This window comes from Agrobacterium sp. 10T429 (assembly GCF_056393925.1).
Window position 1 is genome coordinate 865,393 of sequence record NZ_JBFTGV010000001.1, and the last position, 24,744, is coordinate 890,136.

General features: G+C 59.8%; 20 protein-coding genes. 11 read left to right on the forward strand and 9 right to left on the reverse strand.

Annotated features, from left to right (window positions below):
- Positions 1-64: 64 nt before the first annotated feature.
- Entirely contained in the window at positions 65-2,713 is a 2,649-nt protein-coding gene (pepN, locus tag AC1DCP_RS04270) for an aminopeptidase N (protein ID WP_367079063.1), read from the reverse strand.
- Between the two features lie 493 nt (positions 2,714-3,206).
- Here pepN and AC1DCP_RS04275 point away from each other — a divergent pair, with 493 nt between their 5' ends.
- Entirely contained in the window at positions 3,207-4,145 is a 939-nt protein-coding gene (locus AC1DCP_RS04275; RefSeq protein WP_003512165.1) for a DMT family transporter, read from the forward strand.
- A 161-nt stretch (positions 4,146-4,306) separates the two neighbouring features.
- Here AC1DCP_RS04275 and AC1DCP_RS04280 read toward each other — a convergent pair whose 3' ends face one another.
- The 3 genes from AC1DCP_RS04280 to AC1DCP_RS04290 all read right to left on the reverse strand — a co-directional run bounded on the left by AC1DCP_RS04280 (position 4,307) and on the right by AC1DCP_RS04290 (position 6,893).
- Complete coding sequence (locus AC1DCP_RS04280) at positions 4,307-4,498, reverse strand: hypothetical protein (protein ID WP_003497027.1); 192 nt, start codon at positions 4,496-4,498, stop codon at positions 4,307-4,309.
- Between the two features lie 153 nt (positions 4,499-4,651).
- Positions 4,652-5,551 (reverse strand): uracil-DNA glycosylase, encoded by a 900-nt coding sequence (locus tag AC1DCP_RS04285; protein WP_003512166.1) that lies wholly within the window; start codon positions 5,549-5,551, stop codon positions 4,652-4,654.
- 43 nt (positions 5,552-5,594) lie between these two features.
- The gene (locus AC1DCP_RS04290) at positions 5,595-6,893 is read right to left on the reverse strand and encodes an Hsp70 family protein (protein WP_065661577.1); all 1,299 of its coding nucleotides are present in this window, start codon (positions 6,891-6,893) and stop codon (positions 5,595-5,597) included.
- A gap of 299 nt (positions 6,894-7,192) precedes the next feature.
- On the opposite strand from AC1DCP_RS04290, the gene AC1DCP_RS04295 reads away from it, so the two are divergent.
- Positions 7,193-8,170: a sensor domain-containing diguanylate cyclase gene (locus AC1DCP_RS04295; protein ID WP_162696048.1), complete on the forward strand. Its 978-nt coding sequence runs from the start codon at positions 7,193-7,195 to the stop codon at positions 8,168-8,170.
- Positions 8,171-8,192: 22 nt separating this feature from the next.
- Here AC1DCP_RS04295 and AC1DCP_RS04300 read toward each other — a convergent pair whose 3' ends face one another.
- Positions 8,193-8,981: an SDR family oxidoreductase gene (locus AC1DCP_RS04300; RefSeq protein WP_065688149.1), complete on the reverse strand. Its 789-nt coding sequence runs from the start codon at positions 8,979-8,981 to the stop codon at positions 8,193-8,195.
- A gap of 143 nt (positions 8,982-9,124) precedes the next feature.
- Here AC1DCP_RS04300 and AC1DCP_RS04305 point away from each other — a divergent pair, with 143 nt between their 5' ends.
- From AC1DCP_RS04305 to AC1DCP_RS04320, 4 genes are all read left to right on the forward strand, one after another.
- A complete protein-coding gene (locus AC1DCP_RS04305) occupies positions 9,125-10,045 on the forward strand; it encodes a cation diffusion facilitator family transporter (protein ID WP_476774127.1) in 921 nt (306 codons plus the stop codon).
- A 218-nt stretch (positions 10,046-10,263) separates the two neighbouring features.
- Positions 10,264-11,028 (forward strand): isocitrate lyase/PEP mutase family protein, encoded by a 765-nt coding sequence (locus AC1DCP_RS04310; protein WP_065658115.1) that lies wholly within the window; start codon positions 10,264-10,266, stop codon positions 11,026-11,028.
- Between the two features lie 504 nt (positions 11,029-11,532).
- Complete coding sequence (locus AC1DCP_RS04315) at positions 11,533-13,197, forward strand: electron transfer flavoprotein-ubiquinone oxidoreductase (protein ID WP_003512172.1); 1,665 nt, start codon at positions 11,533-11,535, stop codon at positions 13,195-13,197.
- Between the two features lie 302 nt (positions 13,198-13,499).
- On the forward strand, positions 13,500-14,240 hold the full coding sequence (locus AC1DCP_RS04320; RefSeq protein ID WP_013635767.1) for a pentapeptide repeat-containing protein: 741 nt from the start codon (positions 13,500-13,502) through the stop codon (positions 14,238-14,240).
- Positions 14,241-14,295: 55 nt separating this feature from the next.
- Here AC1DCP_RS04320 and AC1DCP_RS04325 read toward each other — a convergent pair whose 3' ends face one another.
- Positions 14,296-15,312 (reverse strand): zinc-binding alcohol dehydrogenase family protein, encoded by a 1,017-nt coding sequence (locus AC1DCP_RS04325; RefSeq protein ID WP_013635768.1) that lies wholly within the window; start codon positions 15,310-15,312, stop codon positions 14,296-14,298.
- A gap of 103 nt (positions 15,313-15,415) precedes the next feature.
- On the opposite strand from AC1DCP_RS04325, the gene AC1DCP_RS04330 reads away from it, so the two are divergent.
- Together AC1DCP_RS04330 and AC1DCP_RS04335 are read left to right on the forward strand one after the other, a co-directional pair.
- On the forward strand, positions 15,416-15,805 hold the full coding sequence (locus AC1DCP_RS04330) for a winged helix-turn-helix transcriptional regulator (RefSeq protein WP_003512185.1): 390 nt from the start codon (positions 15,416-15,418) through the stop codon (positions 15,803-15,805).
- A gap of 120 nt (positions 15,806-15,925) precedes the next feature.
- On the forward strand, positions 15,926-16,762 hold the full coding sequence (locus AC1DCP_RS04335; RefSeq protein WP_065688151.1) for an undecaprenyl-diphosphate phosphatase: 837 nt from the start codon (positions 15,926-15,928) through the stop codon (positions 16,760-16,762).
- A gap of 68 nt (positions 16,763-16,830) precedes the next feature.
- Here the strand turns inward: AC1DCP_RS04335 and mgtE are convergent, their stop codons facing one another.
- Both mgtE and AC1DCP_RS04345 read right to left on the reverse strand, forming a co-directional pair.
- Positions 16,831-18,204: a magnesium transporter gene (gene mgtE, locus AC1DCP_RS04340; protein ID WP_013635773.1), complete on the reverse strand. Its 1,374-nt coding sequence runs from the start codon at positions 18,202-18,204 to the stop codon at positions 16,831-16,833.
- Positions 18,205-18,490: 286 nt separating this feature from the next.
- On the reverse strand, positions 18,491-19,735 hold the full coding sequence (locus tag AC1DCP_RS04345) for an MFS transporter (RefSeq protein WP_065688152.1): 1,245 nt from the start codon (positions 19,733-19,735) through the stop codon (positions 18,491-18,493).
- A 235-nt stretch (positions 19,736-19,970) separates the two neighbouring features.
- Here AC1DCP_RS04345 and AC1DCP_RS04350 point away from each other — a divergent pair, with 235 nt between their 5' ends.
- The 3 genes from AC1DCP_RS04350 (at position 19,971) to AC1DCP_RS04360 (ending at position 22,996) form a co-directional block, all read left to right on the forward strand.
- The gene (locus AC1DCP_RS04350) at positions 19,971-20,879 is read left to right on the forward strand and encodes a diacylglycerol/lipid kinase family protein (protein WP_065688153.1); all 909 of its coding nucleotides are present in this window, start codon (positions 19,971-19,973) and stop codon (positions 20,877-20,879) included.
- Positions 20,880-21,090: 211 nt separating this feature from the next.
- Positions 21,091-22,467: an aspartate aminotransferase family protein gene (locus AC1DCP_RS04355; protein ID WP_065688154.1), complete on the forward strand. Its 1,377-nt coding sequence runs from the start codon at positions 21,091-21,093 to the stop codon at positions 22,465-22,467.
- 58 nt (positions 22,468-22,525) lie between these two features.
- Entirely contained in the window at positions 22,526-22,996 is a 471-nt protein-coding gene (locus tag AC1DCP_RS04360) for an OsmC family protein (protein WP_065688155.1), read from the forward strand.
- Between the two features lie 212 nt (positions 22,997-23,208).
- On the opposite strand, the gene amn is transcribed toward AC1DCP_RS04360, so the two are convergent.
- The gene (amn, locus tag AC1DCP_RS04365; RefSeq protein WP_003512205.1) at positions 23,209-24,714 is read right to left on the reverse strand and encodes an AMP nucleosidase; all 1,506 of its coding nucleotides are present in this window, start codon (positions 24,712-24,714) and stop codon (positions 23,209-23,211) included.
- Positions 24,715-24,744 lie beyond the last annotated feature (30 nt).

Consider the following 24,744-nt stretch of genomic DNA (forward strand, 5'->3'; position numbering starts at 1 on the left):
CGGAAATCAAGACGGCGCACAGGCATTGTCCGGAATAGGGGAGTTGGCGAATGTTCGCCGGGTATTATCCTTTCAGAATACGCCCGACGATATCGCTGACATCCGTCGAAAGACCTTTTGCTTCAGCAATCGTCGAAAGTGCTGCCTTGGCGTGTTCGGCGCGGCTTGCTTCCATCGACCGCCAGGAGCGCATGGAGGTGAGAATGCGCGCGGCAAGCTGCGGGTTACGCTTGTCGATGGCTATGATCTGCTCGGCGAGGAACCGGTAGGCGGCACCATCGGCGCGGTGGAAACCGGTCGGGTTGGAGAAGGCGAGCGTGCCCACCAGCGACCGTACCCGGTTGGGATTGGAGGCGATGAAGTGTTTCGACGTCATCAGCGCCTTGATACGTTCCAGCGCGCCGTCGCCGGGAATGGCGGCCTGCAGCGAGAACCATTTGTCGAGAACCAGCGCATTGTCGGCAAAGCGGGCTTCGAAGGCGGCAAGCGCCTCCTTTGTCTCCGCGCTGTCGGGGAAACGTTGGGTCAGCACACCAAGCGCATGCGCAAGATCGGTCATGTTGGTGGCGCTGGCATAGGCCTTTGCCGCCCTGTCAGGCGTTCCCTCGGCAAAAGCAAGGAAGCTCAACGCGCCGTTGCGAAGCGAACGCCGTCCGGCGCTGTCGGCATCGGGGCTGTAGGCTTCACCATTGCCGTCGCTGTCGGCGAGCCCGCGGAGCGTCTCGATACCGGCAGTGGCAATGGCCTTGATCGTCGCGTTGCGGGCCTTGTGGATGGCGTCCGGGTCGGTATTGCCGCCCAGTTCGCGAGCGATGTCCGTTTCGCTCGGCAGCGCCAGCGCCTGTGCGCGGAAAGCGGGTTCAAGCGACGCATCGCCGACGATTTCGATCAGCGTTGCGATGAGGTCGGCGTCCGAGCGTACTTCTTGGCCGTTCTGCACGGCCCTGGTAGCGGCAATCAGCGCCGGCAAAGCGAGATCGGTAAGCGCCTGGAACCGGGCAAACATATCCGTCTCGTGCCGGGCAACCTGCACCAGATCGGCAGCACTCTGTTCGAAATGCAGGTTGATCGGCGCCGAGAAGCTGCGATTGAGCGACAGCACTGGGCGCGATGAAATGCCGGAGAAGGAGAATGTCTGGTTGCGTTCGGTCAGATGCAGCACGCCGTCGCGGTATTCTCCGCCCGTAACAGCCTGCGGCTCGGCGATCTGGCCATTGTCGAGAATCAGCGCCAGCGACAGCGGAATATGACGCGATTGCTTCACCGGTTGGCCGGGCGTTGGTGCGACGGTCTGTTCCAGCGTCAGCCTGAAGGTCGCCTTGGCGGCATCGTAGGCGGAGGAAACGGAGACGAGCGGCGTGCCGGCCTCGGTGTACCACAGCGAAAACTGCGACAGGTCGCGGCCGCTGGCATCGGCAAAACTCTTGACGAAATCCTCAACAGTCGCCGCTTCGCCGTCATGACGTTCGAAATAAAGGTCCATGCCTTTCTTGAAGTCGTCTTCCCCAAGGATCGTGGCGATCATCCGGGTGACTTCGGCGCCCTTTTCATAAACGGTCGTCGTGTAGAAGTTGTTGATTTCGCGATAGGTATCGGGGCGTGGTGGATGGGCCAGCGGACCGGAATCCTCTGGAAACTGCTCCGATTTCAGGTGACGCACATCGGCGATGCGCTTGACCGGGCGCGAGCGCATGTCGGCGGAAAATTCCTGGTCGCGATAGACCGTCAGGCCTTCTTTCAGGCACAGCTGAAACCAGTCGCGGCAGGTGATGCGGTTGCCGGTCCAGTTGTGGAAATATTCATGCGCGATGATGCGCTCGATATTGGCGTAGTCCGCATCGGAGGCAGTTTCCGGGTCGGCCAGCACGAATTTGTCGTTGAAGACGTTGAGACCCTTGTTCTCCATCGCGCCCATGTTGAAATCGGACACGGCGACGATCATGAAGATATCGAGGTCGTATTCACGGCCGAAGCGTTCCTCATCCCACTTCATCGAGCGCTTCAGCGCATCCATGGCATAGGCCGCGCGCGGCTCCTTGCCATGCTCGACATAGATCTTCAGCGCCACTTCGCGGCCGGAAAGGGTGGTGAACGTGTCTTCCACCACGCCGAGATCGCCGGCGACAAGCGCAAAGAGATAGCTGGGTTTCGGGTGCGGATCGAACCAGGCTGCAAAGTGGCGGCCTTCATCGTAATTGCCGCCGCCGAGGAAGTTGCCGTTCGACAACAGCAGCGGATTGCCCTCCTTCGCGGCGATGATCGTCACCGTATAGGGTGCCAGAACATCGGGCCGGTCCGGGAAATAGGTGATGCGGCGGAAACCTTCCGCCTCGCACTGGGTGCAATAAACGCCGTTGGTGCGGTAAAGCCCCATCAGCTGCGTATTGACCTGCGGATTGATGTAATTGGTGACACAGATCTCGAAGGGCGTCTCCGCAGGCAGATCGCGGATCGTCAGGCTATCGGGCGTTGCGTCATATTGGCTTGCGGGAATGTCCACCTGATCGAGCAGCAGGCCCGAAAGCGTCAACTCGTCGCCATCGAGAACGAGCGGCGCTGACACATCGACGCCCTCTCGGCGATGAAAGATCAGACGGGCTTCGACCTTGGTATTCTTGGGGTCGAGTTCGAAGGTGAGATCCACCCGCTCCAGAACGAAATCGGTGGGGCGGTAATCTGCCAGGTGAACGATCTGGCCCGTGTCTGTTCGCATGACTGTTCCTGAATAACTTTGTCGTTGTCCTCCGGGCATCATGTCGTCATAAGGCCCGGATGTAAAATAGGTAGAGTATTCGTCACAATCATGTGCGCATCGGGAGGACGTTCTGTCCTGCCATGGAAGGCTTTGCCGGCCCTGCAGACGATCCTGCCGCTGCCGGACCTGCGGACCATGCCAGCAAATGTTGAACGATTGCTGAAATTGTATTTTATTTTCTTCAAATTTTAGCGCGTGTCGCTTTTGGTCTGATTCTCACGTCGCCATCAGGGCTGAAGGCCTGAACAATGGGGGTGAGGAGGCCCCAAGCCTGGGAAAGCAATCCTGCGCCTCACCAGATCAACGGAATTCATGGGTAAATAACATTTTTTGTTGTAAAGCGCTTCGGGAATGCTCTAGCCTTGTGCAAATCCAATTCCCCCGCGTCGTCCTCCCCCGCATGAACAATCTCCCGATGGCGTGTTTGCGCAGCCGATATGAGTAACTGCCGATGAACGCCGAACCGACAAATCCCTTTCGGGGGATAAGCCTGAAGCTGATTTCGGTTGGCTTTTTTCTGGTGATGCAGACTTGTATCAAGGCCTCCGGTCCCGATGTGCCGGCCGGTCAGATCACTTTCTTCCGCTCCGCTTTCGCCATCATCCCCATCGTCGTTTATCTTGCCTGGCTGCATGCGCTGACGAGCGCGCTGCACACCAACAATCTCATCGGCCATTTCAAGCGCGGGTTTCTCGGCATTCTCTCCATGGCCTGCGGGTTTTACGGGCTGACGCTGCTGCCGTTGCCGGAATTCATCGCCATCGGTTATGCCTCACCGCTGCTGGCCGTCGTGTTCGCCGCCTTCATCCTGCGCGAGAAGGTGCGCATCTACCGCTGGAGCGCGGTTTTCGTTGGCATGATGGGCGTGCTGGTTATCCTGTGGCCGAAGATGACCCTGTTGCGCGAAGGCGGTTTTGCTGCGGGCGAGGGGCTGGGCGCGATTGCCGTGCTCTGCGGGGCAGCACTTGGCGGTCTCGCAATGATCCAGGTGCGGCAACTGGTGGAAACGGAAAAGACGCCGACCATCGTTCTCTATTTCTCGCTCACGGCCACCTTGCTGTCGCTCGTCAGCGTACCCTTCGGCTGGAGCGCTCTGGATACCAAGCAGGCCGTGCTGTTGATCACCAGCGGCATTTGTGGCGGCGTTGCACAGATCTTCCTGACGGAGAGCTATCGCCACGCGGAGGTCTCCACTATCGCGCCCTTCGAATACAGCTCCATCGTTTTCGGGATAGCGGTCTCCTATATCCTGTTCGGAGACATTCCCACGCTCACCATGCTGATCGGCACGGCAATCGTGATTTTCGCCGGCATCTTCATCATTTTCCGCGAGCACCAGCTGGGCCTGGCGAGACGCGCGGCACGCAAGGCCTCCACGCCGCAGGGGTGACGCACGAAATTTGGCGGAGGTCGCAAACATGCGGCATCGTCGGCGCCAGAGCCGTTGTCGTTTCGGCGCCTAGTCCCGCAAATGCAAAAGGCGCCTTCCCGAAGAAAGACGCCAGCGCGCAATCAAAGATATGGACCGGTTTTACACCGGCCTGAGTGCTCTCAGCGCTCGCGGAAATCCGCAAAGACAGCTGCAGGACGTGTGACGCGAACCTGCTGCATGGCAGCACGTGCGGTCATCTGTTCGTTAGCGGCAGCGCCGAAACGATGGTAACCCTGACTGGAGCGAGGGCCGAGGCCCGCCAGTCGGAGCGTTTCAAAGCCGGAATGTACCGGACGGAAGCGAGTGGTCATTGCCTTGGTTCCTTAAACCGAATTCCTCCCAAGACACAGGCTGGCTTATCGCAGTGCAGCATGGATTCGGCAAGCAGGGTCAGCGCGCCGCTGTTATGCGTAATACGCATGGCTTTTTTCATACTTCATTTACTCTGAGTAAGAATCAGGCAATCAGCCTTCGGAGATTTTTGCCTGAAACGCCAATAAATCCTGCCATGCCAATGACTTACTGGCAGGTGCGTTTAGAAGTTCCTGCGGATGCAGGCTCGCCAGCGCCGGTAAAACCAGGTGCCCGGCTGCGACATCACGCCACTGTCCGCGCAGCGTATGGATCGTTCCGGTGCCGCCGAAAAAGAAACGTGCGGTCAAGTTGCCAAGAAGCAACAGGTGTTTCGGCTCCGCAAGTGCGATCTGGCGCTCGATGAAGGGGCGGCAAATATCCATTTCGGCCTGAGTCGGCGGGCGGTTGCCCGGTGGACGCCAGGGCACGACATTGCCGAGCATGATGCGTGCGCGGTCAAGGCCGATAGCGGCCAGCATACGGTCGAGCAGCAGCCCGGTCTTGCCGGCAAAAAGCTGGCCCTCGCGGTCGTCATCCGCATCCGGCATCGGGCCGATCACCATGACGGCGCAAGCAGGGTCGCCTTCGGTGAATACCGTGTTGCGGGCGCTGTTCTTGAGGTTGCAGCCGCTGAAACCCTCAAGCGCGATTTTCAGTTCGGAAAGCGACCTTGCGCTTTCAGCCGCAAAACGGGCAGCCGCCACGGCCTGTTCGTCCGGCATGGCAACATTCTGCTGAAGTGCCGGAGCAGGCGGCGCGCCTCTCGTCGGCGCGCTGCGACCTGCCGTCTGCCGCTGCGGAGCATCGGCACGACGCTCCGTGCCGCTGTCCATCTGGTGTGCGGGCGCAGAGCTTTCCTGACGCGCTGCCGGTCGGGCAGGGCGGGAGGCGGCAAATTCGGCGAAACGGTCAACAGGTCCGTCTTCCAGCAACCAGTCCACGCCCGCATCCGCATGGAAATGCAGAAGCGCGGCGAGTTCGGCCGGGGAGAGGTCGTGAGCGGCGATCATGGGGTGAAATTATCCCATGTTCCCCGCCCGGGGAACCCGTAAATCACGCTGTCCAGCGCTGAATGTCACCGCTTTCGCCGATCATGGCCAAACCATGGGCAATCGAGAGCAACTCGCCGCCGGTTTCGATCCGGTCCGCGTCGAAACGACGGGTGAAAAGCTCGCGCACCGCCGGCACGAAGGAGGTGCCGCCGGTGAGGAACACCTTGTCGATTGCCTCAGGCGCGACTTGCGTCTTCTCCAGAACCTCGTCCAGCGCGCCCTCGATCTTGGCGAGGTCGTCGGCGATCCAGTTGTTGAAGTCGCTGCGCTTGACCATCTTGCGGCCGGCCTTGCCGAGCGGCGCGAAGTTGAATTCCGCTTCTTCGGCCGAGGAAAGCGCCATCTTGGTGGCGGAAATCGACTGATAAAGCGGATAACCCTCGTCATGCTCCACGAGATCGATGAAGAGTTCGAGCTTGTCCGGCTCCAGCGCCGAGCGCACCAGCGATTTCAGATCGGTGAATTCCTTCGAGGTCTTGAAGATAGACAGCTGGTTCCAGCGACCGAAATTCACGTAGTAGCCGGAAGGCACGTCCAGCACCTTGTCGAAGCTCTTGAACTTGCTGCCCTTGCCGATTTCCGGCGAGACCAGATTGTCGATCATGCGGAAGTCGAAATGGTCACCGGCGACACCGACGCCGGAATGGCCGATGGGGGTGGCGGAGAGCTTGCCGGCATGGCTCTCGAAGCGGATCAGCGAATAGTCGGTGGTGCCGCCGCCGAAATCCGCCACCAGCACATTGGCGTCCTTCTTCAGGCTCTGGGCGAAATAATAGGCGGCCGCCACCGGCTCGTAGACATAGTGGATTTCCGGAAAACCGGCACGCGTCAGCGCTTCGTTGTAGCGGGAGAGCGCCAGCGTCTCATCCGGATTGCTGCCGGCGAAACGCACGGGGCGACCGGCGATGACGGTCGAGACGTCGCTTGGCCATTCTGCGCCCGCATAGGTTTTCAGCTTGCGCAGGAACACGTCCATCAAATCCTCGAAGCTCTGGCGCTTGGCGAAGATCAACGTACCCTGGAAGAGCGGCGAGGCCGCAAATGTCTTGATCGACTGAAGGAAGCGGCAATCGCCCGCATTGTCGATGAATTGCCTGATGGCTGCGTGGCCCGCTTCCACGTGCAGGGCAGCCGCACCAAGGCCCGAATCCTTCATGAAGGAGAGCGCGGTGCGCATGCTGTCATCCGTGCCCGCGCTGCTGGTAAACTGCATGGAGCGGCTTTCGCCGCCGCCGTCGGAAAGAGCCATGACCGTATTGGTCGTGCCGAAATCGAGGCCCAGTGCCCGCTTTTGCGTCATCGCCATATCCTTGTCGCCGATAGAAATGCTCGCCCGGCCCAAAGGCGGCCCGGCGTGAGAATAAGGGACGCATTTGGCATCCCGATGTCAGAGGAGGGCGGTTGATTGCACAGGCCCGGCAGAATGGCAAGCGCCACGTCTCGGGTTATTAAAACATTAGAATAAAGTAATTTTCCGTTATAAATACAGTTTCGCCATGCAAATTAAATATTTTTTCGCAATCGCAAAGTATAAATAAAGGCTATATCCTCAGGGAGCTTTCTTAATTGTAGCTGTCGCGTTGTAACCCGGAAGTCCAGATGTCCCGCAAGCAGGCATGTTCCGCCCTCCAAGATGTGCCGCCCGGGCCGGAGGTCCTCGTTCGCGGCGACGTGGAAATTTTCCATTCCCAGCTTATGAACCTCATGGCGTCATCGCAGCAGGGTTATGCCCTTTTCGATGGCAGCGACGAGTTGCGCTTTGCCAATGCGGCCTTCCGCGAGGCGCTGGGCATGGCTCCGGACGGTTTTCCGAGCTGGATGGAGCTGATGCGCGGCGGGTATCGCAGCTCGACAGGAACGGCGGTCGAAACCACCGATTTCGAACTGTGGTTGCGCTCGGCGCGGACAAGGCGCGGCAAGTTGCCTTACCGCACCATCGAAACCAGCCTGAACGATGGACGCTGGATGCTGACGACGGAAACGACGCTGCCGGGCGGCTGGATGTTGTGTGTCGTGACCGATGTTTCCGAGCTTGGCATCCAGTTGCGCGATCTGCGGCAGGAGCGCGACAGGGCGCTGAAATCGGCGCTGAGCGACGAGCTCACGGGCCTCGGCAACCGCCGCTATGCCATGGATATCCTCAACCAGATGCTTGGCCCCAACAAGGCGCAGGCGCTTGCGGTGATCATCATGGATATCGACCATTTCAAAGCGGTGAACGACCGTTTCGGGCATGCCTGCGGCGATCTCGTCCTTAAGGATTTCGCCACCCGGCTTTCCGCCGCGATCGGCCGGGACGATCTGGTGGGGCGGATCGGCGGTGAGGAGTTTTTGCTCGTTCTCAGCGGGTCGCGAATGCTGAGCGCGGAAAGCACCATGCAGAAGCTGCTGGCGACGTTGACCGAGGCATCGCCGCTGAGCGATGTGCCGGATTTCCGTTACAGCTGTTCGGCCGGCATTGCCTTTGCCGATCCCGGCGAGAGCGCGAGCGATGTGCTGCGCCGCGCCGACACGGCACTCTACGAAGCCAAGAATACCGGCAGAAACCGCTTCGTAGTCTACGGAGCGGCCTCTTGACCGCTCCGGCGTCGCACCGGCGTCAGTTCGATTTCGCCGCGCCGCCATCCACCCGCAGCATTGTGCCGGTGATGTAGCTTGCCGGAACCGAGCAGAGGAAAGCCCCGGCGGCGGCGAATTCTTCCACCGTGCCAAGCCTGCCTGCCGGAATGCTCTTGACCGAAGCCTCGCGGATTTCCTCCATGCTTTTACCCAGGCGCTTGGCATTGGCGCCATCCAGCTCGTCGATGCGGTCGGTATGGATGCGGCCGGGCAGAAGAAGGTTGGAGGTGATGCCGAAACCGGCCACTTCGCTCGACAATGTCTTGCTCCAGCCCACCAGCGCCCCACGCAGCGTGTTGGAGAGCGCCAGATTGGGGATGGGTTCGAACACGCCGGAGGAGGCAACGGTCAGGATGCGGCCAAAGCCCTGTTTCTTCATCTGCGGCAGCAGCGCATTGGTGAGCGTGATGACGCGCAGCACCATCGACTGGAAGAAGCTCTCCAGCTTCTCGGTCGTGATCTCCTGCGCAAGACCCGGCGTCGGGCCACCGGTGTTGTTGACAAGAATGTCAATGCCGCCGAGCTTGTCGTTCACGGCCTGAACCATGGCCTCGACGAAATTGTCGTCGCCAAGATCGCCCCGCACCCAGTCGGCCTTGCCCTTGCCGAGTGCATTGATCGTCTTGCAGTTCGCGTCCAGCTTTTCGCTGCTTCTGCCAACGAGAAGAACATGCACGCCTTCATTCGCCAGCGCCGTGGCGATGCCCAGCCCAAGGCCGCGAGAGGAGGCGAGAACGAGGGCGCGTTTGCCGGAAATGCCGAGATCCATGGGTTTTGTCCTGTCTTGTTTGCAGCAGATCAAAGAATCGAAGCGTGACTACAGGCGAAAACCGTCCACAGTTTTCGCTATCCCGCTCCATCTGTGCTGTTTATAGGAAGGCGGCGCCCGCTTTTGAAGGTTAAATACGCGTCATGACCGAACAATCTCTGCTGAAATTCTCAATTGCCATCACGGTTCTTCTGGCCGCGTTCGGCATTGGTGCAGGCCTGTTTTCCGGCTCTTTCGCGGTGGTGTTCGATGGCGTTTATGCCCTGACGGATGCCTTCATGACGGTGCTGGCGCTACTGGTGGCGCGGCTGATCGCGGCTTCCGCCGCCCCACGGCCCGGTGGCCGGCTGGCAGAGCGTTTTACCATGGGCTTCTGGCATCTGGAGCCGATGGTCCTCGGCCTCAACGGCACGCTTTTGATGGGCGCTGCGATCTATGCCCTGATCAACGCCATCGACAGCCTGATGGACGGCGGCAGATCGATCGAGTTCGATTACGCCATCATCGTCACCTTCGTCAGCTTTGCCGTTTCGTTCATCATGGCATGGTTCGTCAAACGCCAGAACCGCAGACTGAAATCGGCCTTCGTGGCGCTGGACGCCAAAAGCTGGCTGATGAGCGCGCTCCTGAGCGCGGCCCTGTTCCTCGCCTTCGCCATCGGCTACGGGCTGACGGGAACGGCGCATCAGTGGATCGCGCCCTATATCGACCCCGCCGTTCTGGCGCTGGTCTGCCTCATCATCATTCCCATGCCGCTCGGCAATGTGAAGCAGGCGCTCGCCGACATCCTTCTGGTGACGCCTTTTGAATTCAAGCAGCATGTGGACAGGGTAGCGGCCGAAACCGTCGAAAAATTCGGCTTCGCCTCGCACTATTCTTATGTCGCCCGCGTGGGGCGAGGCCGCCAGATCGAACTCTTCTTCATCGTCCCGAAAAACTGGCCACCCCGGCGTCTCGAAGAATGGGACGCGATCCGCGACGAGATCGGCGATGCACTCGGCGGCGAGGGGACGGATCGGTGGCTGACGATTGTGTTTACGACGGATGAGGAATGGGCGGTTTGAACGGGATGTTTGATTTTAGCTGCTTGCGGTACTCATCCTGATTCGCAAGTAGAGGACTCTCGTAATTTTAGACAAAAAGAAATAGGTGCCCGAAAATCGGCGTTCTGAGCATTTTCCCGGTGCTAGTCGTTTCCAGGTAACGGCCGCGGCCTTTAGAACAGGCGACGGCTGATCGAAATTGAGCGAAAGCTCAAAGATAGCACACGGGAGACACCAAAATGAGCAATCAGATTGAACGTGCAGAAAAGTTTCGAAGCTTGCACATTCCGGGCGATCCCATCGTCCTTTACAACATCTGGGATGCAGGAAGCGCGATGGCCGTTGCCCGCAGCGGTGCGAAGGCCATTGCAACCGGAAGCTGGTCCGTTGCTGCCGCGCAAGGCTATTCGGATGGTGAGGAGATGCCGCTCGATGACGCACTGGCGGTCGTCGCTCGAATAATGAAATGCATCGATCTGCCTCTCACTGTGGATTTTGAAGGCGGTTATTCGAGTGATGCTGCAACGGTCAGGCGCAACGTAGGTCGTCTGCTCACCCTCGGCGTCATCGGATTGAACTTCGAGGATCAGGTGGTGCACGGGACGGGCCTCTATGATGTCGATTATCAGGTGGACCGGCTTCGAGCTATTCGCAGCGCTGCCGAAGACCACCGTGTCCCGGTCTTCATCAATGCGAGAACGGACGTGTTTCTCAAGGCAGATGAGGGCATCGATCATGCGGTCTTGCTGGATGAGGTGCTCGCTCGCGGGGCAGCCTATAAGGCGGCAGGAGCAGATGGTTTTTTCGTGCCCGGGCTAAAAGACAAAAAGCTGATCAAAGAAATATGCGACCGCACGACTTTACCGGTCAATGTTATGATATCGGGCGACCTGAAAGATATCCGAGAGCTGGCAGACCTTGGTGTGGCCCGGATCAGTTTTGGCCCCACGCCATACATCAAAGTTGCCGGAGACTTGGAAAACAGCGCACGCGTTTTTGCCTGAAAGCAACTCTTGTACTGACCTGATCTCGTCATTGCTGAGGTCAGAGTCGGAAGAGCGGCGTTAGCCCGGCTGGGTCGGCCTTGGCGGAAAAACACTTTGCAGCTCGAGTTTTCGGCCGACTGGATGGCTGGGAGTGCGAGCTGCAATGAACGGCGGGAAGCGTCCTGACCGCCCTGGCGACTTAGGCTCGGTGCAATCCTTGGAATTGGCAATCCTTTGCCATCAAATAATGACAAACCTTGACGCCCACCCACTCAACTCCTATTCTCAATCTTACGTGCACGTAAAAGTAATAAAATACTCATCAGGTTGTCTGACAATTGAGTGGCGTGCGACATGTTTTGCCGCTATGGAAGCTCGACAAAGGCGTCGTGCTTTGCGAAGACAGGCTAGGGCGAATGTGTTGTCGCAGACGGGCTTTTCGGCCAGTGCAGGCAACACGGTGCGAATGCCGGAAGCGGATATAACAACAGCCGGATGGGACCGGCGAGGTGAGAGGACAAGATGACGGAAGCGATGGAACTGCCGGAACGCGAAGCGATGGAATTCGACGTTGTGATCGTCGGTGCGGGTCCTGCGGGCCTTGCCGCCGCGATCCGTCTGAAGCAGGTCGAGCCGGAGCTTTCGGTCGTCGTTCTGGAAAAGGGTGCTGAAGTCGGCGCGCATATTCTCTCAGGTGCCGTGGTTGATCCCATCGGCATCGACCGGCTTCTGCCCGGCTGGCGTGAGGAAGAGGGGCATCCCTTCAAGACCGAGGTCAAGGACGACCAGTTCATGTTCTTAGGCCCTGCGGGCTCCATCCGTCTGCCGAACTTCATGATGCCGCCGCTCATGAACAATCACGGCAATTATATCGTCTCGCTTGGGCTGGTCTGTCGCTGGCTGGCGGAAAAGGCGGAAGCGCTCGGCGTCGAGATCTATCCGGGCTTTGCCGCCACCGAAGTGCTTTATAATGAAGAAGGCGCAGTGATCGGTGTCGCCACCGGCGATATGGGCATCGAGAAGAACGGTGAACCCGGCCCCGCCTTCACGCGCGGCATGGAGCTGCATGGCAAATATGTGCTGATCGGCGAGGGCGTGCGCGGTTCGCTCGCCAAGCAGCTGATTTCCAGGTTTGACCTTTCGAAAGATCGCGAACCGCAGAAATTCGGCATCGGTATCAAGGAACTCTGGCAGGTCAAGCCGGAACACCACAAACAGGGCCTCGTGCAGCACTCCTTCGGCTGGCCGCTCGGTTTCAAGACCGGCGGCGGCTCGTTCCTCTATCATCTGGAGGACAATCTCGTTGCCGTCGGCTTCGTGGTGCATCTCAATTACAAGAACCCCTATCTTTATCCTTTCGAGGAATTTCAGCGCTTCAAGACGCATCCGGCCATCCGCGACACTTTCGAGGGCGGCAAGCGCATTTCCTATGGCGCGCGCGCGATTACCGAGGGCGGTTACCAGTCGGTGCCGAAGCTGACTTTCCCTGGTGGCGCGCTGATCGGCTGTTCGGCCGGTTTCGTCAATGTGCCGCGCATCAAGGGCAGCCACAATGCGGTGTTGTCGGGCATGCTGGCGGCGGAAAAGATCGCCGCGGCTATTTCCGCCGGTCGCGCCCATGATGAAGTGGCCGAGATCGAGGCGGAATGGCGTGACGGCGATATCGGCAAGGACCTGAAGCGTGTGCGCAACGTCAAGCCGCTGTGGTCGAAGTTCGGCACGCTTGTTGGCGTCGGCCTTGGCGGTCTCGACATGTGGACCAACCAGCTGTTCGGTTTCTCCGTTTTCGGCACGCTGAAACACGGCAAGACGGATGCGCAGAGCCTTGAGCCGGCCTCCAAACACAAGCCGATCGCCTATCCGAAACCGGACGGCGTTTTGACCTTCGACCGGCTGTCATCGGTGTTCCTGTCCTCCACCAACCATGAGGAAGACCAGCCGGTGCATCTTCAGGTGAAGGATATGGACTTGCAGAAGCGTTCCGAACACGACGTCTATGCCGGTCCCTCGACGCGTTATTGTCCTGCCGGCGTTTATGAGTGGGTGGAGAAGGACGGTGAGGAAGTCTACGTGATCAACGCGCAGAACTGCGTGCACTGTAAGACCTGCGATATCAAGGACCCCAACCAGAACATCAACTGGGTTCCGCCGCAGGGTGGCGAAGGGCCGGTTTACGCCAATATGTGATGGTGATGCCGGTCTGCCGGCAACCTTCGTCTTGCCCGGGCTTGCCCCGGGCATCTGCAACCGATTGATTTCACGATACGTGGTTGGATCCTCGCGACAAGCGAAAGGATGACGTCGCGTGCGCGAGGCATCGAAAGTCTCGTCCCCCCTAGTATTTGTGGATTGCCCTTCGATTTCTTACATATAGGATGTTGGGGTGTTGTAGCTTTGCATGGTCCATGGATTGTGGGTCAGGAATGCGATAACGCCTTGAATGTGCATATGTTGCGTTTGGGCCGTCGCCCGGCGGCAGGAGTGATGGAATGTCCGGCTTTCAGAGGCTGAATATCGTGCGGAATACAAGGATCGTCGCCGGTCTGGCGGCAGGTATGGTAGTTGCCGTTTCGCTCAGTGGCAGCCCGCTGATGGCCGCCAGCTGCCGCGCCGACGCCATGGCCGGCATCGACTGGCGCGAATGCAACAAGCGGCTCCTGATGCTGGGCGGCAGCAACCTCGATTCGGCGATGCTGTACGGCACGGATTTCACCTATACGGATTTGCGCGGCTCCTCGCTGAAGGGCGCCAATCTTGAAAAGGCGAAACTCATCCGGACGGCTCTTGGAGAGGCGAACCTGCAGGGCGCCAACCTGACGAAGGTGGAAGCCTACCGCAGTGACTTTTCCGCCGCCGACGCCACCAGCGCAAAATTCATCAATGCGGAAATGCAGCGGACCAATTTCAACAAGGCCAAGCTGGACGGCGCGGATTTTACCAAGGCTGAACTCGGGCGTGCCGAGTTTCAAGATGCCAGCCTGTCCGGCTCGAAATTTTCGCTGACCAATCTGTCGCGTGCCAGCTTCCAGGGCGCAAAGCTCGGCGGCGCAGTGGATTTTGCCAACGCCTTCCTGCTGTTGACCCGCATAGAGGGGGTCGATCTTTCCGCCGCCACCGGCCTTGAGCAGAAACAGATCGACATCGCCTGCGGCGACGCCAAGACAAAACTGCCGAGCGGCCTGACGACGCCTGCCGCATGGCCATGCCCGGAAGATCCGGAAGACGATTGACCGGGAAGGGCGCGCTTTATCAGGCGCGCACCTCCCACTTCGTGTGACGTGTAGATCAAAAGCCCGAAAGCACGATCTTGCCCTTGGCCGTGTTGCTTTCAATCAAGGCGTGGGCCTTGATGAGGTTTGCGGCGTTGATGGTGCCGAAAACCTCGGTCAACGTCGTCTTGATCTTGCCGGCATCAACCAGTTCCGCAACGTGATTGAGCAGCTTGTGCTGTTCGATCATGTCGGGCGTCTGGAATACCGCGCGGGCAAACATCATTTCCCAATGGATTGAAACGCATTTGCGCTTGAACGCCATGGCGTCGAAACCGCCGGCCGGATCGTCGATCAGCGCAAAACGGCCCTGCGGCGCAATGGTCGCCACGCTGTCTGCAGCGTGAATGTCGCTATGGGTGGTCGAGAATACGAAGCCCGGTGCACCAAGGCCAAGCGCTTCCACCTGCGGGGCAATCGGCTTGCTGTGATCGACGACATGATGCGCGCCGAGGTCTTTGGCCCATTGCATCGTTTCCGGCCGCGAAGCCGTGGCAATGACGGTGAGATCGGTCAGTGCGCGCAGAAGCTGAATGGCAATCGAGCCGACGCCGCCGGCGCCACCGATCACCAGAACGGCGTTTGCCGCACCCGGAACGGGCTCTGTCACCCGCAGCCGGTCGAACAGCGTCTCGTAGGCCGTGATAGCGGTCAGCGGCAGTGCCGCTGCTTCCTCGAAATTCAGCGACTTGGGTTTGGCGCCGACGATGCGCTCATCGACCAGATGGAATTCGCTGTTGGAGCCGGGGCGGTTGATGACACCAGCGTAAAACACCTCGTCGCCGGGCTTGAACAGCGATACCTTGTCGCCGACGGCTTTCACCACGCCCGCCGCATCGAAGCCCAGCACGCGGGCAGCACCGTTTTCCGGCGCCTGGTTGCGGCGAACCTTGGTGTCAACAGGATTGACCGAAACGGCCTTCACCTCCACCAGAATATCATGCCCCGTCGCCTCCGGCTGCGGCAGGTCGAGGTCGATAAGGGCATCCGTTGCGGTGATGGGCTGGCTCGTCTTGTAACCGATGGCGCGCATGAACAGTCTCCTTTGCTTGTTTGCGTGCCTCTTACTTGATACATATGAACATCGATCGCAAGAATGCACATTTTGTGATGATACATACAAAAAGGATACTGTGATGTCGCGACCGCGCGCCAAGCTTACCGGCAATTTTCCGGGCTGCCCGGTGGAGTCTGCCTTGAGTTTTCTCGACGGCAAATGGAAAGGCGTGATCCTCTATCACCTCATCAACGAGGGCACCCTGCGCTTCAACGAGTTGCGCCGCCACATCCCAAGCGTCACCCAGCGCATGCTCACCAAGCAGCTGCGGGAACTGGAAGAGGCGGGCCTGATTTCGCGCACCGTCTTCCCGGTGGTGCCGCCGCGCGTGGACTATGCGCTGACGCCACTTGGCGAAACCATGAAGCCGGTGATCTCGGCGCTGAAAAGCTGGGGCGACGCCCATGTTGTGTGCAAGAACGGTGCGAAATACACCCTTCATCCCGAGGCTGCGGAGAAGGCGGCCTGAAAAATAACGGGTAAAACCAAGCCCTCCGGCACTTCTTTTTCATGGTGCGATGCAACACGGATTTGCCCGGTTTGATGCATAATGCTGCGAATTCGATTCGCAGCAGGGACATCAAATCACATGAGCATCGGTTGGTTGGAGGCCGGATTTCTCGGCCTTTTGCAAGGACTTACGGAATTTCTTCCGGTTTCTTCAAGCGCGCATCTGAGGATAGCCGGGGAGTTTCTGCCCTCCGGTGCGGATCCGGGTGCCGCCTTCACGGCGATTACGCAGATCGGCACGGAAGCGGCGGTGCTGGTCTATTTCTGGTCCGATATCATGCGGATCGCCGCCGCCTGGTTCCGGCAGAACCTTCGCCTCGGACCCTATGACAAGTCCGATGCGCGGCTTGGCTGGCTGATCATCGTCGGCTCGGTGCCGATCGTGCTGCTCGGCCTGTTCTTTAAGGATGCCATCGAGCATTCGCTGCGCAATCTCTATATCACCGCCGTAATGCTGATTGTCTTCGGCATCATTCTCGGCGTCGCCGACAGGATCGGCAAGAAGCGCTACAAGCTGAACCAGCTGATCTGGCGTGATGGCATCCTGTTCGGTTTCGCGCAGGCCATGGCGCTCATCCCCGGCGTCTCGCGCTCGGGCGGCACCATCAGCGCCGGCCTGCTGTTAGGCTACACGCGCGAGGCGGCCGCACGATATTCCTTCCTGCTCGCCGTTCCCGCCGTCTTCGGTTCCGGTTTCTACCAGCTGTTCAAAAGCATCGGCGAGGAGAACCCTGTAGGCTGGGGCCAGACGGGGCTTGCAACCCTGATCGCCTTCGTCGTCGGATACGCCGTGATCGTTGTCTTCCTCAAGCTGGTCTCCACCAAGAGCTACATGCCCTTCGTCTGGTACCGGGTGGTCATCGGGGTCATTCTTTTGGGACTTCTCGGAACGGGCGTTATCAGCGCCGGCGGTTGAGGGGTGGTTGCCCTGTCGAAAACGCTGCAAATGAAAAGGCCCGCTCGAAAGAGCGGGCCTTTTGTGTTTCAGAGCAGCGTGCCGCTGAGGATAACCAGCGCCACCGAGAAGTAGATGACGAGGCCGCTGACATCCACCAGCGTGGCGACGAACGGCGCAGATGCGCTGGCTGGATCCAGCCGCAGACGCTGCAGCAGGAATGGCAGCATGGAGCCGGCCAGCGAGCCGAAGGTGACGATGCCGACGAGTGCGGCAAAGACGGTAGCGCCCACCAGCAGCCAGTGGTCGCCATAATCATAAAAGCCTGCCTGCTGCCAGATGGTCAGACGCAGGAAGCCGATGGCGCCGAGAATGCAGCCGAGCGTCAGGCCCGTCGGGATTTCCCGCAGCAGCACCCGCCACCAGTCCGAAAGCTTCAGTTCGCCGAGCGCCAGCGCCCGGATGATGAGCGAGGTGGCCTGCGAACCGGAGTTGCCGCCTGATGACATGATGAGCGGAATGAACAGCGTCAGCACGACGGCTTTTTCCAGCTCGCCCTCAAAATGCTGCATGGCGCTTGCCGTCAGCATTTCACCCAGGAACAGGGCAGCCAGCCAGCCTGCGCGCTTGCGGATCATGTCCGGAAAGCCCATTGCCATATAGGGCTTGCCGAGTGCTTCCATACCACCGAACTTGTGAGCGTCTTCCGTGGTGTCGGCGATCATGGTGTCGATCACGTCGTCGACCGTGACGATGCCGAGAATGTGCGAATGATCGTCAACGACGGGAAGCGCCAGAAGGTCGTGTTTGCGGATGAGCCGGGCAACATCCTCCTGCGACATCAAGGGGCTGGCACAGACGATGCCTTCCTTCGATGCGACGGAGAGAATGGAGGCGCCGGCCTCGCCGGTCAGAAGGCGACGCAGCGTCACGACGGTGGACAGCGTTCCGTCCTGCGCCAGCACATAGATGGCATAGACCGTTTCACGCGACCGCTCGACGACGCGGATGTGCGAAAGGGTCTGTTCCACCGTCCAGTTATCCGGCACGCTGACGAATTCCGTGGTCATGATCGAGCCGGCGGTGCGCGGCGGATAACCCATCAGATGTTTGATGGAGAGCGCGGTCGTGCGATCCAGCCGGGAAAACAGCTTTGCGCGCGGCTCTTCGTCCATTTCCGCCATGACGTCGGCAACGCGGTCGTCAGACATCAGGTTGACGAAGCGGGCGGCCTGGTCAAGCGGAATACCGGCAATGATGGCGGCTGCGTCATGCAGTTCCGGCCGGTCGAGAATGGCGACGGCCTTTGCCTGCGGCATGGCGAGCAGGGCGGCGACTGCCTCATGCGTATCGAGTGTGTTGAGGTGCTCGACGCGTTCTGCAATGGTGGTGGAACCGGCATTTCCGCTGCGGAGAAGACGTGCGGCCTTGCTGGCTCTCTGGGAGAGGGTGTGGAAGTTCATGATTGCTCACCTTTCCGTCGATTCGCCGATTACGACGAACGCGGTGGTGAGCCGACAGGTGCCGGATCAGTTCCCGTTCGCCGCTTTCGGCAAAGGCAATCGACTACTACTGTCGCTAGACATCAAATGATGCTCCGTTAAAATCCGCGCTGTGCCGGGTCACGGCCTGCGCGTAACGCCGTGTTGCGCCCGAAACCAAAAAGAGTCAAGCGAGCCGATCGTGAAATTTCCGTAAGGTTTATTGCAGGTGCCGGAACGGGTGTTCCGGCCGCTGAAAAACCGGCTTTCAGCCGGCTTTTGCGCGCCGTTCGACGGTGACGGACACAAGGAAAACGCCAAGCCCGAGAAGCGAAAGAACAGCGCCCACATAACCGGTGGAGGCATATCCATAGCCCATGGCGATGACCATGCCGCCAAGCCATGCGCCGAGCGCGTTGGCGATGTTGAAGGCGGAGTGGTTGGAAGCAGCCGCAAGCGTCTGCGCATCCGCTGCCACATCCATCAGCCGCGTCTGCACGGCGGGGCAGGCGGCAAAACCGCAGCCGATCAGGAAGACGCAGAGACACATCATGAACGGGTCCTGCGCCGTCATGCCGAACACGGCCATGACCACCACGTTAAAGGCGAGCATGCCGCCGATCGTGCCGTTGAGCGAGATATCGGCCAGCCGCGAGCCGACCACATTGCCGACATTCATGCCGATGCCGAAGAGGGCGAGGACCATGGAGACGGTGGAAACCGGCATCATCGCGACGTCGGTGGTGGTCTTGGCGATATAGCTGAAAACCGAGAACATGCCGCCGAAACCGACCGACGCGATGGCGAGCGTCAGCCATACCTGCACGCGGCGGAAAGCCCCGAGTTCACGCCAAACGCTGGCACCTTCCTCTACCCTGTCGCGCGGCTGGAACAGCCACAGCAGGGCGACGGTCAACAGCCCGATGCCGCCGACCAGCATGAAGGCCGCGCGCCAGGAAAGCATCTGCCCGAAGAAAGTGGCAAGCGGCGTTCCAAGCAGCGTGGCGATGGTGAGGCCAAGCATGACGCGGCCAACGGCGCGGGCACGTTTGTGGATTGGCGCCATGGAGGCGGCCACCAGCGCTGCAACGCCGAAATAGGCGCCGTGCGGCAGGCCGGTGATGAAGCGCAGCACGGTGAAGCTCAGGAAATCAGGTGCGACGGCGCTCAAGATATTGCCGAGTGCGAAAAGTCCCATGAGCCCGAGAAGCAGGGTGCGCCGCGTCATGCGTGCAGCCAGCACCGCGATGATGGGAGCGCCGATGACGACACCCAGCGCATAGGCCGTGATGACGTAACCTGCCTGGGGCACTGTGACGCCATAGGTCGTTGCGACGTCAGGCAGCAGGCCCATAATGGCGAATTCGCCGGTGCCGATGCCGAAACCGCCGGCCGCAAGCGCCAGTTCGATGAGTGCGACGGCAAACGGCGTCAGTGCCACGGCAGGCCTTGCCGCAACAACGGTTTCACTCTCCGCCTCGAGGCGGGCTTCCGACAAATTCGAATGGCTCATTGCGACCTGAAAAGGGGGAGGACCCCACAGAAAAAAGGGCAAGACCGTATGGGAACGGCCTGCCCTGACTGGAGATGCGCGGTCATGAAAATGACCTTAAGTGATATCTAACATGAAATGATGCATTGCGGTAGAGCGATTCTCGGCAAAAGAGCATCTTCACGCGATGGTGTTTGGAACCCTATATAACCCCAAGCATTTACGCGCGGCTGCCTCACAGGATCAGGTTGGAAATATGAAGCTCATTGCAATTTTCAATCGTGACGGCGGCACCTTCCGCACCACGGATATGGATGCCTATTGCGACCACGCCCACGAGGTCTTTTCCCGCGCCGGCCACACGATCGACTGCCGCGTGGTCTCCGGCAAGGAAGTTGTCGAGGAGATGGAACGCGCCGCCGATGAGCCTGATATCGAAGGCATCATTGCCGGCGGTGGTGATGGAACGATTTCGGCCGCTGCCGGTATCGCCTGGAAACACGGCATCGCGCTCGGTATCGTACCGGCCGGCACCATGAACCTGTTCGCCCGCTCGCTGAAGCTGCCGCTCGATATCCGCCACGTCCTGGAGACACTGGCGAATGGCGAGATCGCCAATGTCGATATCGCCAGCGCCAACGGCCGTCTTTTCGTCCACCAGTTTTCCGCAGGCCTGCATTCACGCATGGTGCGCTATCGCAACAACCTCGCCTTCGCCTCCCGCCTTGGCAAGATCAAGGCAAGCGTCCGCGCCGCCATCAGCGTCATTCTCAATCCGCCGGTCTTCGAGGTGGAATATACGGTCAATGGCAAGACGCAGCGCCGCAAGGTGTCAGCAATTTCCGTCTCCAACAATGAATTCGGGCAGAACTCGCTTCTGGTCGCGGATAATGTCTCGGGCGGCCATCTCGGCTTCTATCTCACCGATCCCCTGCGCCCCTCGGGCGTCGCAAGGCTCGCTTTCGACATCCTGCGCGGCAAGCTGAAGGAAAACGCTGCTGTAACGGCCACGACCGTCACGGGTGTGGAACTTCATTTCCCCAAGAAGCGCCATGACGTGCGTTGCGTCATCGATGGCGAATTGCTGCCGATGGAGCGCGACGTGGCACTTGAAGTCCATGCCGGCGAATTGAAGGTGCTGGTGGGGCGAGGGGTCTTGGCGTAGCGCACCACCTCCATAACGCTGGAATCGAACCTGCTTAAAGGTAGCGGCGCATTTCTTCTCCCCGGCGGGGGAGAAGACACAAGCGGCAAGGCCGACTCATCGTCTCGATCCCCCAAAAAACGCCAGTCTTGCCAAATCGAAGCCGCCCGGCCATGTTCGGTTGGGTGCGGCTCCGGAAGGCGCCGTCGTCTTTGCGGGAGTGCGATCTGTCATGAATGAAGTCTCCAAGCCGGTGTCCAACCTTGCCGCTATCGATGCCGCCCATCACCTGCACCCCTTTTCCGATATGGGTAAGCTGAACGCGAGCGGCACCCGCATCATCGAGCGTGCAGAAGGCGTCTTCATCTATGACAGCACCGGCAAGAAGTATCTCGACGCCTTTGCCGGACTATGGTGCGTCAATATCGGTTACGGACGCCGCGAGATCGCCGATGTCGTGCAGCGCCAGATGAACGAACTGCCCTATTACAACGCCTTTTTCGGCACTACGACACCATCAGCGACACTTCTGGCTCAGAAGATCGCTTCCCGTGCCGGGCCGAAGATGAACCATGTGTTCTTCACCAATTCCGGTTCGGAAGCCACCGACACCTGGTTTCGCATGGCACGGGTCTACTGGAAGGCGCTCGGCCATCCGACGAAGACCAAGGTGATCGCTCGCCGAAACGGCTATCACGGCTCTACGGTCGCCGGCGCTTCGCTCGGCGGCATGAAGTGGATGCACGAGCAGGGCAATCTGCCGATCGAGGGTATCGCCCATATCGGCCAACCCTATTGGTATGCGGAAGGCGGCGATCTCTCACCCGCGGAATTCGGCCTGAAGGTGGCCCGCGAACTGGAAGCGAAGATAGACGAGCTCGGTGAAGAGAATGTCGCGGCTTTCGTGGCGGAACCCATTCAGGGCGCCGGTGGGGTCATTGTGCCACCGGAAACCTACTGGCCGGAAATCGCCCGCATCTGCAAGGCGCGCAACATTCTGCTGGTGTCCGACGAGGTGATCTGCGGTTTCGGCCGCCTCGGTTCCTGGTTCGGCTACCAGCATTTCGGCGTGGAGCCGGACCTCGCGCCCGTCGCCAAGGGCCTGTCATCCGGTTATCTGCCGATTGGCGGCGTCCTCGTTTCCGACCGCGTGGCGGATGTGATGTTGTCCGAGGTCGGTGATTTCAACCATGGCTTCACCTATTCCGGCCACCCCGTCTGCGCCGCGGCTGCTCTGGAAAATATTCGTATCATCGAGGATGAGGGGCTGGTGGAACGGGTGCGGGATGATATCGGCCCTTATTTTTCGCAAGGCTGGAAAAGCCTGACCGACCACGAGTTGGTGGGTGAGGCAGTGAATGTCGGCCTCATGGGTGGCCTGCAGCTTGCGGCCGACAAGGCGACCCGCAGGCGTTTTGCCAAGCCGGATGACATCGGCACCGCCGTGCGCAACCACTGCCTGGCAAACGGCCTCGTCATGCGTGCCACCGGCGACCGCATGCTGGCCTCACCGGCGCTGACGATCAGCCGCTCGGAGGTGGACCAGATCATCGAGACTCTGCGCAAGGGGCTCGATCACCTGCGCGATACACCAGAGCATTTCCAATAAAGCGCGTAGTTGTTTTACGTCCGGGAAATGCGACAAAAAACTCTAAGGGAGAAATGAAATGGCAGGACAGGAACATCACTATGCCGTTCAGGTGAAGTGGACCGGCAATCGCGGCAAGGGTACCTCGGGCTACCGTGACTATGAACGCGACTACACGATTTCCACGTCCGGAAAAGCGGATATCGCCGGCTCTTCAGATCCCGCCTTTCGCGGCGATGCCTCCCGCTGGAACCCGGAAGACCTGCTGGTTGCCTCGCTCTCGGCCTGCCACAAGCTATGGTACCTGCATTTCTGCTCCGTCAACGGCATCATCGTTGAAGACTACATCGACAATGCCGAAGGCACGCTGGTTATGGAAAAGGACGGCGCAGGGCAATTCAGCGAGGTGGTGTTGAAACCGGTCATCACCATCTCGAAGGGTGATCTTGCGCGGGCTGATGAGCTGCACCACGATGCCCACGACAAATGCTTCATCGCCCGGTCGGTGAATTTTCCCGTGCGTGTGGAGGGGACGGTGAAGGCGGTTTGAGACGGGTGTAGGTGCTTCCCCAGCGCGCGTAGCGGATTATTTTGCTCGGCCCGAATTCAACGTCATCCTCGGGCTTGACCCTAGGATCCATAGTCGACCGGTGGTGGATCCTCAGGTCAAGCCGGAGGATGACGACGGAGAGGTTTCCAGCCTTTGCAGCGCCTCAAGGTGTCTGAGCAACATCACCACCTTGAGGACATGGATGCGCAAATTTACTGGAACGCCGTCTCGTAGAAGCTTCTGAGCTTGCGCGAATGCAGCGTTTCCGTTGGCATGGCGGCGAGTTTCTGCACGGCGCGGATGCCGATCTGCAGATGCTGGGCAACCTGCGTGCGGTAGAACTCCGTCGCCATGCCCGGCAGCTTCAATTCGCCGTGCAGCGGCTTGTCGGAGACGCAGAGGAGGGTGCCGTAAGGCACGCGGAACCGAAAGCCGTTGGCCGCGATGGTGGCCGATTCCATGTCGAGTGCAATGGCGCGCGATTGCGACAGGCGCTTGACCGGGCCCGCCTGGTCGCGAAGCTCCCAGTTGCGGTTGTCGATCGTGGCGACGGTGCCGGTACGCATGATGCGCTTCAGCTCGAAGCCCTCGTAACCGGTGACTTCCGCAACCGCACCTTCCAGCGCCAGCTGCACTTCCGCCAGAGCCGGGATCGGCACCCAGACCGGCAGGTCGTCGTCCAGAACGTGATCCTCACGCACATAGGCGTGTGCCAGCACATAATCGCCAAGGCGCTGGCTGTTGCGCAGGCCGGCGCAATGGCCAACCATCAGCCAGGCATGCGGGCGCAGCACGGCGATATGGTCGGTGATCGTCTTGGCGTTGGAAGGGCCGACGCCGATATTGACCAGCGTAATGCCGGCATGGCCCTTTTTCTTCAGGTGATAGGCTGGCATCTGCGGCAGGCGGCCAAGCACCGCATCCGTATCCGGCCTGTCGGAGCCAGCGGGGGTGATGATGTTACCCGGCTCCACGAAGGCCGTGTAGCCTTCGCCACCATTCTTCATCAACTGCCGCGCCCATGCGGCGAATTCGTCGATATAGAACTGGTAGTTGGTGAACAGCACGAAGTTCTGGAAATGGCTGGCGCTCGTTGCCGTATAATGGCTGAGGCGGGCCAGCGAATAATCGATGCGCTGCGCGGTGAACGGCGCAAGCGGCGCGGGTTCGCCGGGCACCTGATCATATTCGCCATTGGCAATGAGATCGTCGGTGTTGTTGAGATCGGGCGTGTCGAAAAGATCGCGCAACGGCACGTCGGACAGCGAGGATGCCGCCGCCGCCTCGACATAAGCGCCTTCGCCAAAGGCGAAATGCAGCGGAATGGGCGTGGCCGATTCGGCAACCGTCACAGGAACGCCGTGGTTCTTGATCAGAAGCCCCAGCTGCTCTTTCAGGTAGTGGCGGAAAAGCTCCGGCCGGGTGATCGTCGTCGTGTAGACGCCGGGGGAGGTGACATGGCCATAGGAAAGGCGCGAATCGACATGACCGAAAGTGGATGTCTCGAGGCTGACCTGCGGATAACAGGCGCGGTAGCGGCCGGTAATCGGCGCACCCTTGGCAAGTTCGGTGAAGGAGTTGATGAGGAACGCCGTATTGCGTTCGTAAAGCGCGGTCAAAGCCTCAACAGCTTCTTTCGGGTCCGTGAACGTCTGCGGCGCGAAAGGCTCGGGGCTGATGAAGGAGAAGGGCGGAATCGTTCGTTTTGCTATTGTCATGGCCCATTATAGGAGGCCTATTTCGACAGG